The organism is Variovorax nitratireducens (assembly GCF_051216545.1).
In the GTDB taxonomy this organism is placed as follows: domain Bacteria; phylum Pseudomonadota; class Gammaproteobacteria; order Burkholderiales; family Burkholderiaceae_C; genus Variovorax.
The window spans coordinates 1-12976 of the sequence record NZ_JBPJZO010000003.1; the positions used below are offsets into that span (position 1 = coordinate 1).

General features: G+C 62.6%; 13 protein-coding genes. 10 read left to right on the plus strand and 3 right to left on the minus strand.

The window, feature by feature from the left end:
* Window positions 1-408: 408 nt before the first annotated feature.
* Entirely contained in the window at window positions 409-1095 is a 687-nt protein-coding gene (locus tag ACSFA8_RS09275) for a hypothetical protein (protein ID WP_435479222.1), read from the minus strand.
* A 185-nt stretch (window positions 1096-1280) separates the two neighbouring features.
* Between ACSFA8_RS09275 and ACSFA8_RS09280 the strand changes: the two genes are divergently transcribed.
* Complete coding sequence (locus ACSFA8_RS09280) at window positions 1281-1604, plus strand: hypothetical protein (protein WP_435479223.1); 324 nt, start codon at window positions 1281-1283, stop codon at window positions 1602-1604.
* Window positions 1605-1848: 244 nt separating this feature from the next.
* On the plus strand, window positions 1849-2301 hold the full coding sequence (locus ACSFA8_RS09285) for a hypothetical protein (RefSeq protein ID WP_435479224.1): 453 nt from the start codon (window positions 1849-1851) through the stop codon (window positions 2299-2301).
* A 185-nt stretch (window positions 2302-2486) separates the two neighbouring features.
* Here ACSFA8_RS09285 and ACSFA8_RS09290 read toward each other — a convergent pair whose 3' ends face one another.
* Window positions 2487-3443 (minus strand): LysR family transcriptional regulator, encoded by a 957-nt coding sequence (locus ACSFA8_RS09290; RefSeq protein ID WP_435479225.1) that lies wholly within the window; start codon window positions 3441-3443, stop codon window positions 2487-2489.
* 72 nt (window positions 3444-3515) lie between these two features.
* On the opposite strand from ACSFA8_RS09290, the gene ACSFA8_RS09295 reads away from it, so the two are divergent.
* From ACSFA8_RS09295 to ACSFA8_RS09305, 3 genes are all read left to right on the plus strand, one after another.
* Window positions 3516-4154 carry a DsbA family protein gene (locus tag ACSFA8_RS09295; RefSeq protein WP_435479226.1) on the plus strand — a complete coding sequence of 213 codons (639 nt, stop codon included), beginning with the start codon at window positions 3516-3518 and terminating at the stop codon, window positions 4152-4154.
* A gap of 74 nt (window positions 4155-4228) precedes the next feature.
* Window positions 4229-5128: an MBL fold metallo-hydrolase gene (locus ACSFA8_RS09300; RefSeq protein WP_435479227.1), complete on the plus strand. Its 900-nt coding sequence runs from the start codon at window positions 4229-4231 to the stop codon at window positions 5126-5128.
* Window positions 5129-5132: 4 nt separating this feature from the next.
* On the plus strand, window positions 5133-5522 hold the full coding sequence (locus ACSFA8_RS09305) for a nuclear transport factor 2 family protein (RefSeq protein ID WP_435479228.1): 390 nt from the start codon (window positions 5133-5135) through the stop codon (window positions 5520-5522).
* 672 nt (window positions 5523-6194) lie between these two features.
* On the opposite strand, the gene ACSFA8_RS09310 is transcribed toward ACSFA8_RS09305, so the two are convergent.
* On the minus strand, window positions 6195-7187 hold the full coding sequence (locus ACSFA8_RS09310; RefSeq protein ID WP_435479229.1) for a helix-turn-helix domain-containing protein: 993 nt from the start codon (window positions 7185-7187) through the stop codon (window positions 6195-6197).
* Between the two features lie 207 nt (window positions 7188-7394).
* Between ACSFA8_RS09310 and ACSFA8_RS09315 the strand changes: the two genes are divergently transcribed.
* The 5 genes from ACSFA8_RS09315 to ACSFA8_RS09335 all read left to right on the plus strand — a co-directional run bounded on the left by ACSFA8_RS09315 (window position 7395) and on the right by ACSFA8_RS09335 (window position 12963).
* Window positions 7395-7922 carry a 2,4'-dihydroxyacetophenone dioxygenase family protein gene (locus ACSFA8_RS09315; RefSeq protein WP_435479230.1) on the plus strand — a complete coding sequence of 176 codons (528 nt, stop codon included), beginning with the start codon at window positions 7395-7397 and terminating at the stop codon, window positions 7920-7922.
* 5 nt (window positions 7923-7927) lie between these two features.
* On the plus strand, window positions 7928-8986 hold the full coding sequence (locus tag ACSFA8_RS09320; protein WP_435479231.1) for a 2,3-butanediol dehydrogenase: 1059 nt from the start codon (window positions 7928-7930) through the stop codon (window positions 8984-8986).
* The gene (locus ACSFA8_RS09325; RefSeq protein ID WP_435479232.1) at window positions 8983-9708 is read left to right on the plus strand and encodes an SDR family NAD(P)-dependent oxidoreductase; all 726 of its coding nucleotides are present in this window, start codon (window positions 8983-8985) and stop codon (window positions 9706-9708) included. Before ACSFA8_RS09320 ends, ACSFA8_RS09325 begins: the two co-directional genes overlap by 4 nt.
* A 124-nt stretch (window positions 9709-9832) precedes the next feature.
* A complete protein-coding gene (locus ACSFA8_RS09330; protein ID WP_435479233.1) occupies window positions 9833-11422 on the plus strand; it encodes a GMC family oxidoreductase in 1590 nt (529 codons plus the stop codon).
* 38 nt (window positions 11423-11460) lie between these two features.
* A complete protein-coding gene (locus ACSFA8_RS09335) occupies window positions 11461-12963 on the plus strand; it encodes an aldehyde dehydrogenase family protein (protein ID WP_435479234.1) in 1503 nt (500 codons plus the stop codon).
* Window positions 12964-12976 lie beyond the last annotated feature (13 nt).

The following is a 12976-nucleotide window of genomic DNA, read 5'->3' on the forward strand; positions in this document are numbered from 1 at the left end:
CGTCGACGATTACGAGGCGCTGCTGCCCTGGAACATCGAACTCAGCGCAGCATAGGCCGCGCTGCGCGCATCGGTTCCGACTCCGCGCACAAGGGCGTGGTTTATTGACGGCTTACGCTTTCTAAGACATTAGGTCTTGAGCACTTGAGCTTGCGGCCAGCGTTCTCAGGCTTGATGCTCGCGTGCAAGGATGTAGCGAACCTGGTCCGTTCTTCGTCCGTCTCTGCGATCCGCCTCACTTCGCGCGAGGACGGTTCCTTCTCAACGCCCGGGTATGTCTTGAGTGCGTACGCCTCATCCATCGACCAGCTTGAGAGGTGCCGACTCCACATGCCCGTAGAGGGGAGCCACCAGTGGAAATACTCAACTTCTTTCATGGGTACTACTGCATGCCCATCCAGTGTTTTGTCAAGGCATTCGCTTCGCACGATCCTTCATCAAGTCGGTGATCGACTGCACTGAGTTGACGTACAGTTTGGCGGTCTCGACGTTCGGCTTGTACTTGCTGTGCGCCACTTGGTTTGCCAAGTCCAACAGGTCTTTGATCGTGCGACGCATCTTCGCGTTGATGTAGCGCTGTTGCTCCAGCTTCACGATCACGTCATCCATCATCACAAGCAATCCTGGAACGGTGCCAGTCATCTTGGTGAACATGTTGGTGAGGGTTCGCTCAAGGTACTGGCGCCCAAGATGAAAACCCGCTGACGGATCGGCATAGAGCAGCAGCATGTTGGTGACCGGTCTGTCGTCATACTGCGTGTTCTCTTCTGCATTGTTGGACGGCATCGGTGGCGGTCGCTCGTCATAGTGAGGCGCTGGTGGCACTTCAAAGGGGGGCAACGGTTGCTGTTCCTCTACTGCGATCTCACGTACCTCGGCTTGGACCTCTTCAACCTTGCGAGCGAACTTGGCCTTCTGGCCGAACAGTTCAAGCTCCGAAACGTTGTCAAACAAGGCGAGCCATTTGTCCTTGAAGAACCAGATCACAAACCCAACGACCGCAGGCCATGCCAGACCTTTCACAAGGTCGGTAGACGCCTTGAACATTTCGACCGATGCCTTGACGAGCTCGGCGATGAGGGTGTTGCGGTCCATAGCTGGAGTGTATAGCCGGCAATCTGTAGGCGTTCCAACGAAGGTCGCCTTCCTCAGTGCGTGGCCGAGGTAGACCGGAGGTTCCCCGCTATGCCCGGCAACGTGGCCTCACAACTTTGGAGTTGACGACCGCAACACCAAAGCGCTCAATCCATCTTTTCCCTGCAACGACTGGAGAGTTAGGCATGAAGACATCTTCAGTCGCCGCAGTCGTCGCCGGTTGCACAATCGTTCTCGGTTGCGACATCGAGCCTCATGTCCTGTTCGTCACGGATGGAAACCCGTTTCAGGGTCTGCAGTTGACCGATGCCCAGGACGGATGCACCGCGCCCCACCGTGTCAGCTACCTCACATCGCTGGATGGCGGAGCGTCTAGGGGATGTTGGGTTCGGGAGGGAGCCTACATCCGCGCCCGCTTTCCAAACTTGGGTGACAAATTAATACCGGTGGGCGAGTTCCGCCGCACGACGTTGGCTGAGTATCAGAAAGCCTCTTTGGGCGACGACTAGGGCAAGGGCGCGTCGAGCGCTTCCCTTTGGTCTTTCAATGCTCGTGCAAGCTCGCGCAGCATCTCCCGATGCCCACCCTTCCAGCCGTTGCGTGGCGGCAATCGACCGGCCCCCGCGCTGAGCAAGGCAAGGCCGCTGCATCTCACTCGTGGTCGCGCATGTCCCCGCACACGGTGCCAGTGACAGTCGCTGATGTTGCGCGCAAAATCAGTGCCCCTTTTTCAAACCCGAACCGGAGGGCGCTATGCCGATAGTGAATTGGAGCCTGAAGTCGTTTCACCCTTCTTGGCGCAACATCGCATTGCTTGTCGTCGGTCTGCTCTCCTTCCTGATGTCTGTCGAGCCCGTCAGTGCTGCGGACGAACCCCTCACGCCGGGTGCCACCAAGATTCGAGATTTGTTGACCAGCAGCCCCGCTTGGTCGCTTGCAACCACTGTCAGCATGCCCCTTCCCCCCCTTGAAAGCTGGAATTTCTACCCGTCCACCTTTTCTGCGGTTGGCGCCAAGCTGCGACTTCAGTACGTGAGCCCGGACGCGGGAACTGTGGAGTCGGACGTTGCGCTCGGCGATGCCGGATTTATGTTTACGAGTGCGATAAATGGCGATATCAGTATGGTCTTCGACCCTGCAGACACGGAGCGTCCATTCAAAGGTCAACAAAACGGATGGACGTATTGGCTGGTTCAGAAGCGATAGTGCTCTTATGACGGTGCATCCTTTGCCCCTTGCACGTCCTCGGCGTCGGTGTCGCGTGGAACGACCGCAGACCACGGTGCTGGCTCATGCGCGCCATCCACTGGGCCAGAAACTCCCCCCAACGTCGACGGATGTTCGCCTTAGCCACCAAGGGAGGCAGCGGCTCCGGTTTGGATTGCCAAGGCCTACTGATTCGAGCCGTTGCTGGCCTGCCGTAGCTGCTCTCTCTCGACCAACAGATCGACGAACGCTCTTACCTTCGCCGGACGAAAGCGCGCCGCCGGAAACACTGCATGGATGCCACCGGAAGGCAGGCGCCATTGGGGCAGAACCTGGATGAGGCGTCCCGCGGCAAGGTCGTCTTCGACCGCGTAGTCCGGGAGCACAGAGAGCCCCAGGCCCAGGCACACGGCTGTACGCACGGCGAGCGTGGCATCCAGAAAAACGGAGGCGTGCACGGTCACGTCCTGGCGTTCGATCTCGTTGAGCGAGAAGTTCCACTTCTGGGAGTCACGCAAGGCGGTGAGTGCGACGAACGGCAGCCTGGCAATGTCTTCCGGTCGGGTGAGCTGTGCCACCTGCGGCGCCATGGCCGGTGACGCAACGAGCAATTGCCTGAAAGTACCGATCCTGCGCGCCTGCAGGCCGGTCTCGGCCAGCCAGCCAACCCGGATCGCCAGTTCGATATTTCCGCTCATGATGTTCAGCGTCTGGTCGCTCAGGATGGCATCGACTTTGCAGGCGGGATAGCGCTGCCTGAAAGCGGCGATGACCGGTACAACGACGCCGATGCCGTAGTCGAAGGGCGCCGTCAGCCGCAGCGTGCCGGACGGGTCTGTCGATCCCTCGGCCAGTTCGTCGAACGCATCTTCGGCTTCGCGCAGGATCATGGCGCAGCGCAGGTAGAAGGCTTGCCCGGTTTCGGTGGGCTGCACCTTGCGCGTGGTGCGAACGAGGAGCGAGGTTCGGAACTCGCTTTCCAGCCGTGCCACCTGTTGGCTCACCACTGCCTTGGTGATGCCCAGGCGCTCCGCTGCCGCGGTGAACGAACCGGTCTCCACCACCGACACGAAGTAGGTCAGGCGCCTCAGATTTCCCAGCCCTCCCAGGCTGTTGTCGGCTTGATTGTATGTTTTAAGCATACATTGTGTTTAGCATGTATGTATTTACTAGTCAATTGACGGTACCTACCATCGCTGCCAAGAACTGAATCCATGACCAAAACCCTGCATTACCTGTTCGATCCGCTGTGTGGCTGGTGCTACGGCGCAGCGCCCGCTGTTTCCGGGTTGTCGGCATTTCCCGGCGTCAGCCTCGAGTTGCTGCCTACGGGCCTGTTTTCCGGTGAGGGCGCGAGACCGATGGACGACGCGTTCGCGTCCTATGCCTGGTCCAACGACCAGCGCATCGAACGCCTCACGGGGCAACGCTTCACCGAGCAGTACCGCAGTCGGGTTCTCGGAGATCGCCAGCGGCCTTTCGACAGCGGTCCCGCCACGGTTGCCCTGAGCGCCGTGTCGTTGACCGACCCCGCCAGAGAGCTCGAAGCCCTCAAGGCCATCCAGCATGCGCGCTACGTGGACGGTAGCGACGTGACCTCATTGGCGGCCCTGGCCGATCTGCTGGGGGCGCTGGGTCTCGAAGAGGCCGCCGCGAAGGTCGCGCACCCCGATGCGGATCTGCTCGGCGCCAACCGGGCCCGTACGGGTCGCGCCCAGGCGTTGATGCGGGAGTTCGGTGCCCGCGGCGTGCCGACCTTGATTGCCGAATCCGGCGCGAAGCGCTGGGTGGTGGATCACGCTGCCATCTATTCCAACCCACAGGCACTGATCAGTCAGCTGGAAGCGGCCTGAGCTGCGCCTGAACCCATCGTCGGGCCCGGCCCGGCTATCCACTGTCCACTTGATTTTGTAGAAGGTAAGACCCCATGACAACGCGAAGAAACGTGATCAAAACTGTAGCCGGCGCGGGTGTCGCGACGGCCATCCTAGGAGTGAAAAACGCTATGGCTGCAACGACCCAACTGACCTGGAAGCATTTTCCCGCCGGCGAGCACGGATTCTTCCGTGCACCGGTGCTGATTTCTGGTGCGAACGAAGCCGTCCTCATCGATGGAGGCTTCACGCTTCCCGACGGCAAGGCGCTCGTCGAGGCCATCAAGGCCAGTGGCAAGAAGCTCACGACCATCTACATCAGCCAGAGCGATCCCGACTACTACTTCAGCCTCGCGCCGATCAAGGCGGCGTTTCCCGGGGCCAAGGTGATCGCGGCGTCGGCCACGATCGCGGCCATCAAGGGCAACGTCGAAAAGAAGCTGGCGACCTGGGGTCCCCAACTCAAGGAAAACGGCCCGCAGGCCCTGGCAGACATCGTGATGCCCGAAGTCTTCGACGGCCGGACTCTCACCCTGGAAGGCCAGACCATCGAGATCGCCGAAGCCGATGGCCTTGCCAACCGCCGCTACATCTGGGTGCCTTCGCTCAACGCCATCTTCGGCGGCGTGCTGCTGTTCTCGGGCGTTCACGTTTGGACCGCCGACACACAGGGCGCCGAGGCTCGCGCGGCTTGGGTGAAGACGCTCGACGCGATGGCAGCGCGCAAGCCCGCCGTGGTGGTTCCTGGCCACATGGCGCCCAGTGCTGCAACCGACGCAACGGCGATCCGCTACACCCGCGACTACCTCGTGGCGTTCGAGGAAGAACTGGCGAAGGCCGCAGATAGCGCGGCCCTCATTGCCGCCATGTCCAAGCGCTATCCGAGCGCCGGCATGGGCGTGGCGCTGCAGATTGGCGCCAAGGTCGCCAAGGGCGAGATGAAGTGGGGATGAGGCGATGACGACGAACATCGACATCGTCGGTGCGCACTACGCGGCGTCGGCGCAGGGGAACATCGACGAGATGATGGCCAATGTGTCGCCACAAGTGCGCTGGACCGAGATGGCGGGCTTTCCCTGCGCGGGCACGTGGGTCGGGCCGCAAGCAGTTGCCGATAACGTCTTTGCCGTTCTGGGCAGGGATTGGATCGGCTACCGCTTCGAACTGCAAAGCCTCGTCGACGGTGGCGACCAGGTCGTCGGGGTGGGAACCTACCACGGCACCTACCGCGCCACCGGCAAGGAAATGCAGGCTCGAGTGGCCCATGTCTGGAAGTTGCAGGACGGAAAGATCGTGGGCTTCGAGCAATTCACCGACACGCTGCTCGTTCATCAAGCAATGAGCTGATACAAGCTGCCTGCGCCACGTCCGCGAGGCAGCAAAGAAGGAACTCGCGATGCTGCCCGCGGCGGACATTGCCGCATTCTTGCGCGGGCTCAGTCCGGCCCGGCTGCTGGGCGCGTTCACGCCGGGCAGCGTCGGCATCTACCGGGCTCCACGTCCGGTGCGCGACGGTGTGGTGCTGCCGCGCGAACCGCTGGCTGAAGTCTTCGCTTGCGGCCAATGGAACCGCGTGCCGGTAATTCTTGGAAGCAATCGCGACGAGTACAAGACCTTCAGTGCCGACAAGCCCGAGCACTCGCGCCTGGTGATGGGGAAGATCCCGATGTTGCGCGACCGCCGCGGCTATCAGGTGGAAATGAAGTACCTGTCGCTATCCTGGAAGGCGCTGCATATCGACGCCCCGGCCAACGCGATGCTGGCTGGGGGACACACCGAGGTGTGGACCTATCGTTTCGATTGGGACGAGCCACCCGCCGTGCCCTTCGTGCGCCCGGATCTGCTTCTCGGCGCGGCACACGGCATGGAGATGGCCTTCGTCTTCCGCGACACGGCCGGCGAACTCGACATCTTTGGCGTGAACACGCGGTTCAATCGCCCCGGCAGGGCCGTACTCGCCCAGGCAATGGGCGATTCCTGGGGCTTGAAGTTTGATGTAGCGCTGGCCACGCATTTTTTCTACAACGATACGCCTGCCCGGTGCTGTGTCGGAGTGATGCCGTACCGCTGCTTGAACTCGCGAGCAAAGTGCGCCTGCGTCGAAAAGCCGCATCCGAGAGCGATGTCCCCGATAGACTTGGAAGCATGAGCTGTGTCGGCGAGTTGCCGATGCGCCAAAGCAAGGCGTTCCTGCCAGATCCACTGCGTCACGCTGCAGTCATGCTCAGTGAACACGCGGTTCAGGTTACGCAGCGACATTGCCATGTGGTTTGCAACAGCTTCTGCGTCGAGTTCGCCGTCCGCGAGGTGTTCGGCAATGAAACGTTCAGCTCGCAGGAGGCGAAGGGTGTTGACGTCGTGACTACGCGGCGTCTCATGCGCCGAGGGTTGCAGCAGCACCCGCAATCTCGCGCGGATTTCCTCGTTCAAGGAGGTGGCAACGTCGGCCAGAGGGCTTTCCATGAACCCAAGAATCCGGTCTCGCAGTGGCTGCATGAGCATCTGGCCCGCGCGAAGGTTGCCGTCGATCTTGAGCAGTGAGGAAGGCAGCGCAATGCCGCCACTGGACTCGAACAATGCGTCTGCCTTGACGTCAATCATCAGCTGTCGCATTGGCTGCGTGAACCCGTACAGGTACGGCTTGTCGGTGCTGTAAATGATGAGGTCGCCGCGGTGGACGAGGGTGCAGCGGCCAGACTGATAGAAGAATGCCTCGCCTTCCAGCAACAGGCATGCGAACAGTGAATCCTTTGGGTGACGTCGCACGATGGGCATCGTGCGTTCAATAACGTGTTCGTTTCCGACAATGTCGGCAAGGCGAAGTGCGCCAAGGTCGAAGTTGCGCTGCCGTGCGTTGAGACCTTCCGGCGCGAAGGTAGAACACCGCAGGCCGACAAGCTCGGATGCGGTGTACGACTCCCAGTAGCGCAAGCGCTCGCGCGCCGGCGCTAACTCCGTCGCCCCTTCCTTGAAGGGGACGTAACGGCCCTGTCCGGTGGTGAGTGATGGCATGGGGTTGGGGCACGCCGACCCAGGGCTGGGGCGAACCAATTCATGTTAGCACCGCAGCGGCCGTATTCAAGTCGCTGGGGCGGATCGGGGAATTCCCTGATGCACCGCCGTATTGTCAAGACGAGACAAACAACTCGTCCGCGGTGGAACAGCGCGTTCCTCCAACTGGCGCCAAAGTTGCCACCCATACACGTTATGGAGACAACGATGAAAGCTGAAACCGAGTTCTGGCGGGACATTGCGCCGATTGCCGATGTTTTCAAGCCCGACGCCAAGCCCGAGGTGCACATCGCCAATGCAGCAACCGATGACCTGCGCTACTACGTGCCGTTCAGCGAGACCGTGTCCTCTCGCCCGCTGTGGATCTCTCCCAGCCAGAACAAGTGGGCCGATGTGCTCCGGGCCGACAAGCCGGGCCTCGTGAACCGCCACTATCACCCGCACGAGGTCTTCGCGTACACGATCTCCGGCAAGTGGGGCTATCTCGAACACGACTGGATCGCGAAGGCGGGCGATTTCGTGTACGAGACGCCCGGCGAGGGGCACACGCTGGTGTCTTACGAGCACCCCGATCCCATGCGCGTGTTCTTCATCGTCAAGGGGCCGCTGATCTGGCTCGACGAAAAGGGCGGCTCTGTGGGCCACTTCGACGTGCACGACTACATCAAGCTCTGCCGAGAGCACTACGAAAAGATCGGCATCGGCGCAGGCTACGTCGACACGCTGTTCCGCTAAGCGCGATGAAGGCACTGCGTTGGCATGGGCCACGGGACTTGCGACTCGTGGAGCTGGTGGAGTCCGCCTTGCGGCCAGGCGAAGTACGAATTCGAGTCGCCTACTGCGGCATTTGCGGAAGCGACTTGCACGAATACGTCAACGGGCCGCATGCCATTCCCGTCGACTGTCCGCATCCGATTTCGGGTCGACGTGCGCCCTTGACGCTGGGACACGAGTTCTGCGGCACGGTGGTCGAGTCCGCCGAGCGGGACGTCACGGTCGGCGCGCGTGTGGCGGTCGAGCCCGAATACCGCTGCGGCAAGTGCGACTACTGCCGACAGGGCCAGTACAACCGCTGCGTCGCGATGGGATTCATCGGCCTCATGGGCGATGGAGCTTTCGCGGAAACAGTGGTGGTGCCGTCGTACACGGTTCACCCGCTCCCCGACGAAGTGCGCTTCGACCAGGCTGCTGCGCTTGAGCCTGCAGCCGTCGCCTTGCACGCCGTGCGCACGAGCGGGCTGCGGGCGGGCGACGCTTGCGCGGTGTTCGGAATGGGTCCGGTCGGCCTTCTCACGGTGGCCATGTTGCGCCGGTGCGGCGCCAGTGAGATCGTCGCCGTGGATGTTCATGCCCATCGCCTGGCACTTGCGGGCGCGATGGGCGCCAGCAGGGTCGTGGACGCGACCCGCGAGGACAGCGCCAGCGCAGTCTTCGCGGCGACCTCGGGCCGAGGCGCCGCGATCGCATTCGAAGTGGCCGGCTTGCAAACCACGCTGGACGGGGCGCTCGCGTGTGTCCGGAAGGGCGGCGAGGCCGTGCTTGTCGGGCTGATGGGCAAGGCCCAGATCGACATCTTCGACATAGTCAACCGCGAATTGCGACTGACGGCAAGTGTCGGCTACAGGGATGTTTTTCCGACGCTGATCGCGTGGACGGCGGGGGGCCTGCTCGACCCGTCAACGATCGTTACGCGGAAGGTCGCGCTCGCGCAGGCCGTTCCACATGGATTTGACGCGCTGCTTGCCGACAAGGATCAGGTGAAGGTTCTCGTCGCGCCCAATCTGGAGAACATGAAATGACTTTTGTATCAACGCTTTTCGAGGGGCGCCGTGTAGTGGTCTTGGGCGGCACGTCCGGGATCGGCGCCGGCACCGCGTTGCGGTTCGCGCAACTGGGGGCACATGTCGTGGCCGCGGGCCTGCAGGCCGCCGGGGAGCACGCGCCGATCCACGACCGGGTCCGCCGCGAGGAACTCGACGTGACGGATGGACCGGCAGTGCAGGCTCTGCTAACTCGGGAGAGCTCTATCGACGTTCTGGTCAATTGCGCCGGCATCAGCCGCGACCGGGATGAATACGAGATAGACGTTTTCGAGCAGGTGCTGGCCGTCAATCTGACTTCGATCATGCGTGCGTGCAATGCGGCTATGCCAGCACTGATTCGAGCCAGAGGCTGCATTGTCAACGTCGCCTCGATGTTCAGCACGTTCGGCAGCGCGGACAGGCCCGCCTACGCGGCAAGCAAGGGAGGCGTGGTCCAGCTGACCAAGTCCCTAGCCCAGGCCTATGCTCCGGCGAAAGTTCGCGTGAACGCCGTTGCCCCCGGCTGGATCGCCACGCCGTTGTCCGAGGGACTGCGTCGCGATGAAGAGGCAAGCCGGCAAATTCTCAACCGGACGCCACTGGGGCACTGGGGCGAACCGGGGGACGTGGCAGACGCCATTGTCTTTCTCACTTCGCCGGCTGCCAGCTACATCACCGGCGTGACCCTGCCCGTGGACGGCGGTTACCTGACCGTCTAAGAACCTTGACTACCCGAGTGGGCACTGCGAATTGATCCACAGCGCATTCTGCGCGGTTTGCCTCGAAACAGACCGTCAGGCAGTCGACCATCCGCTCCGAGTAAAGCAATAGAGGAGACATACGTTGGAGACTCAAGTTGTCGACTACATCGTGGTCGGAGCCGGCTCGGCCGGATGTGTGATCGCGCACCGCCTCGTGAAGGCGGGTCACTCGGTGCTAGTTCTCGAGGCAGGTCCGACCGATGCGAGCAAGTTCATCAAGATGCCGGCAACGTTCGTCCGCGTCATCGGGACCGAGCGTTCCTGGGTTTACGAGACAGTCCCCCAGCCGCATGCCAATGGCCGCAAGATGTACGTGCCGCAGGGGCGCATGAATGGGGGCGGCAGTTCGCTCAACGCGATGATCTACATCCGCGGTGCGGCGGCGGACTACGACGCGTGGGCTGAGGCAGGCTGCGACGGCTGGGGCTGGAAGGATGTGCTGCCTGCATTCAAGCGCGCCGAGAACAACATGCGCTTCTCCGGTGAGATGCACGGTACCGACGGACCTCTGCATGTCAGCGACACGAAATACCGGCACCCCCTGAGTCTGGCGTTCCTGAAGGCCGCGCAGGAGGCAGGCCTTCCGTACAACGACGACTTCAACAGCGGCACTCAGGACGGCGTGGGCTTCTACCAGACCACGACGATCAATGGCACACGCGGCAGCACGGCCGCCACATACCTCGCTGCAGTTCTCGGCGATCCGAAGCTCACCCTGGTCAACGGCGCCCATGTGTTGCGCGTGACCCTTGAGGATGGCAATGCGACTGGCGTGGAGTACCGCCGCAATGACGGTGGCACCGTGATGGCGCGTGCCAACCGCGAAGTAGTGCTGAGCGCGGGTGCGCTCGCATCGCCGAAGTTGCTGCAAGTGTCGGGTATCGGTCCGGGCGACCTGCTGCGCGACTTGGGCGTCCCGGTGCATCGCGATCTGCCGGGCGTGGGCGAGAACTTTCAGGACCATCTCGAGATCATTGCGCACGGCCGCTGCAAAGAGCCGATCAGCCTGCTGGGCCAGGACAAGGGCCTCACTGCGTTGAAGCACGGCGTGCAATGGGAGCTGTTCAAGACAGGCCTTCTCACCTCCAACGTGGTGGAGAGCGGCGGCTTCGTCGACACAGCCGGGACCGGCCGTCCCGATGTGCAGTTCCACGTGTTGCCTGTGCTGGTGGGCGACGTGGATCGCCCGATGCCGGAGGTGCACGGCATTTCGATCGACCCCTGTTTCCTGCGCCCCAAGTCGCGCGGGCGTGTGCGTGCCGCTAGCGCGAACGCCCTGGATCCGGTGGAGTTCGATGGAGGTTTCCTGTCTGAGCAGGAAGACGTGGACACGCTCGTGCGCGGCCTCAAGCTGGCACGACGCATTCTGCGGATGCCCTCGCTGCGCAAGGTGGTCGCCGACGAGCTCTACCCAGGTCCCCAGGAGCACATCCCCGACGGCGAATTGGAGCAATTCGTGCGCCAGTACGCCAAGACCGTCTATCACCCCGTGGGCACCTGCCGAATGGGAAACGACCCAATGGCTGTCGTTGATTCCCAACTGCGCGTACGCGGCGTGGGCCGCCTGCGTGTATGCGACGCATCGGTGATGCCCACCATTTGCAGCGGCAACACCAATGCGCCCACGATCATGATCGCCGAGCGCGGCGCCGAGTTCATGCTCGGCCGCTGAGCGGTGCGATTTCCCCTTCCCCTCCACCATCCCGCACCATGAACCCCAAAGACCTTTCCCAACAGGAGCTGGAACGCATCGGCTTCCTCTCGCGGCGCAGCTTCGGCAATTTCATCGACGGCAAATTCTGCGAGTCCCGCAGTGGCAAGCGCATCGATGTCGTCGATCCTGCTTCGGAAATGATCGTGGCCGACACGCCCGATAGTGACGAGGGCGATGTGGATGTCGCTGTCGCTGCGGCGCGCAGGGCATTGGAAGACTCGGCCTGGTCGCGCATGCGGCCTGCCGACCGCGAGCGCGCACTGTTCCGGCTTTCCCAGCTGATCGAAGAGCACGCGGACGAACTGAGCGCCATGGAGACCCTGCAAAGCGGCAAGCTGCAGGGCGTCGCGCGCATGATCGACGTTGGTTTTTCCGCCGAGTTCGTGCGTTACATGGCCGGCTGGGCCACCAAGCTCGAAGGCAGCACGCTGCAGCCCTCGATCCCGTTTCCTCCGGGAGCCCGCTACCACACCTACACGCAACGCGAACCGGTGGGTGTGGTCGGCGCAGTGGTGCCCTGGAACTTCCCATTGGCCATCGCGCTCTGGAAGATCGCGCCGGCGCTGGCGGCGGGTTGCACCGTGGTGCTCAAGCCATCGCCTGAAACGCCGTTGACTGCGCTGCGCCTGGCCGCACTCGCGCTGGAAGCAGGCATCCCCGCCGGAGCGCTGAATGTGGTGTGCGGCGGCGCGACGGCCGGCGCTGCGCTGTGCGCGCACCCCGGTGTCGACAAGATCAGCTTTACCGGCAGCACGCAGACCGGACGTGCCATTGGCCACACCGCGGTCGACCGCATGGCACGTTTCACGCTGGAACTGGGCGGGAAGTCTCCCATGATCGTCTTGCCGGATGCCGACCCTGTCGCCGCCGCCGCAGGCGCCGCCATGGGCATCTTCTTCAACCAGGGTCAGGTCTGCGCCGCGAGTTCGCGGCTGTATGTCCATCGCAGCCTGTTCGACCAGGTCGTGACGGAGGTGGCGCGCCAGGCAGAGGGAATGCGCATCGGCTCCGGATTCGATGCCACGGCGCAGTTGGGGCCAGTCGTGTCGCGCCGGCATTTCGACCGGGTCATGGGTTTCATTGACGGTGCACGCCGCGAGGGAGCTACGGCCCTGACCGGAGGAGAGCGCGCACGCGATGCCGGCTGTTTCATCCAGCCCACCGTGTTCGTGGACGTGAATCCCGGGATGCAGATCGTGCGCGAGGAGGTCTTCGGTCCCGTGCTCGTCGCAATGCCATTCGACGACGTGGAGGACGCCATTCGCCAGGCCAACGACACGCCCTTCGGACTGACAGCCAGCGTGTGGTCGAACAACCTGTCGGCCGTGCACCGGATCATCCCCCGCATCAAGGCCGGAACGGTCTGGGTCAACACCCACAACCTGCTCGACGCGAACCTGCCGTTCGGTGGGTACAAGCAAAGCGGTTTCGGCCGCGACCTCGGTCGCGCTGCGGTCGAGTCCTATACGGAACAGAAGAGCGTCTGCATGTCGATCTGATGAACCGATCCAT

What these genes read in the sequence shown, in the direction of transcription:
- ACSFA8_RS09290 (WP_435479225.1), bottom strand. Translation starts at nt 3,443, where the DNA reads ATGCTTAAAACATACAATCAAGCCGACAACAGCCTGGGAGGGCTGGGA.
- ACSFA8_RS09295 (WP_435479226.1), top strand. Translation starts at nt 3,516, where the DNA reads ATGACCAAAACCCTGCATTACCTGTTCGATCCGCTGTGTGGCTGGTGC.
- ACSFA8_RS09300 (WP_435479227.1), top strand. Translation starts at nt 4,229, where the DNA reads ATGACAACGCGAAGAAACGTGATCAAAACTGTAGCCGGCGCGGGTGTC.
- ACSFA8_RS09285 (WP_435479224.1), top strand. Translation starts at nt 1,849, where the DNA reads ATGCCGATAGTGAATTGGAGCCTGAAGTCGTTTCACCCTTCTTGGCGC.
- ACSFA8_RS09335 (WP_435479234.1), top strand. Translation starts at nt 11,461, where the DNA reads ATGAACCCCAAAGACCTTTCCCAACAGGAGCTGGAACGCATCGGCTTC.
- ACSFA8_RS09320 (WP_435479231.1), top strand. Translation starts at nt 7,928, where the DNA reads ATGAAGGCACTGCGTTGGCATGGGCCACGGGACTTGCGACTCGTGGAG.
- ACSFA8_RS09325 (WP_435479232.1), top strand. Translation starts at nt 8,983, where the DNA reads ATGACTTTTGTATCAACGCTTTTCGAGGGGCGCCGTGTAGTGGTCTTG.
- ACSFA8_RS09310 (WP_435479229.1), bottom strand. Translation starts at nt 7,187, where the DNA reads ATGCCATCACTCACCACCGGACAGGGCCGTTACGTCCCCTTCAAGGAA.
- ACSFA8_RS09315 (WP_435479230.1), top strand. Translation starts at nt 7,395, where the DNA reads ATGAAAGCTGAAACCGAGTTCTGGCGGGACATTGCGCCGATTGCCGAT.
- ACSFA8_RS09275 (WP_435479222.1), bottom strand. Translation starts at nt 1,095, where the DNA reads ATGGACCGCAACACCCTCATCGCCGAGCTCGTCAAGGCATCGGTCGAA.
- ACSFA8_RS09305 (WP_435479228.1), top strand. Translation starts at nt 5,133, where the DNA reads ATGACGACGAACATCGACATCGTCGGTGCGCACTACGCGGCGTCGGCG.
- ACSFA8_RS09280 (WP_435479223.1), top strand. Translation starts at nt 1,281, where the DNA reads ATGAAGACATCTTCAGTCGCCGCAGTCGTCGCCGGTTGCACAATCGTT.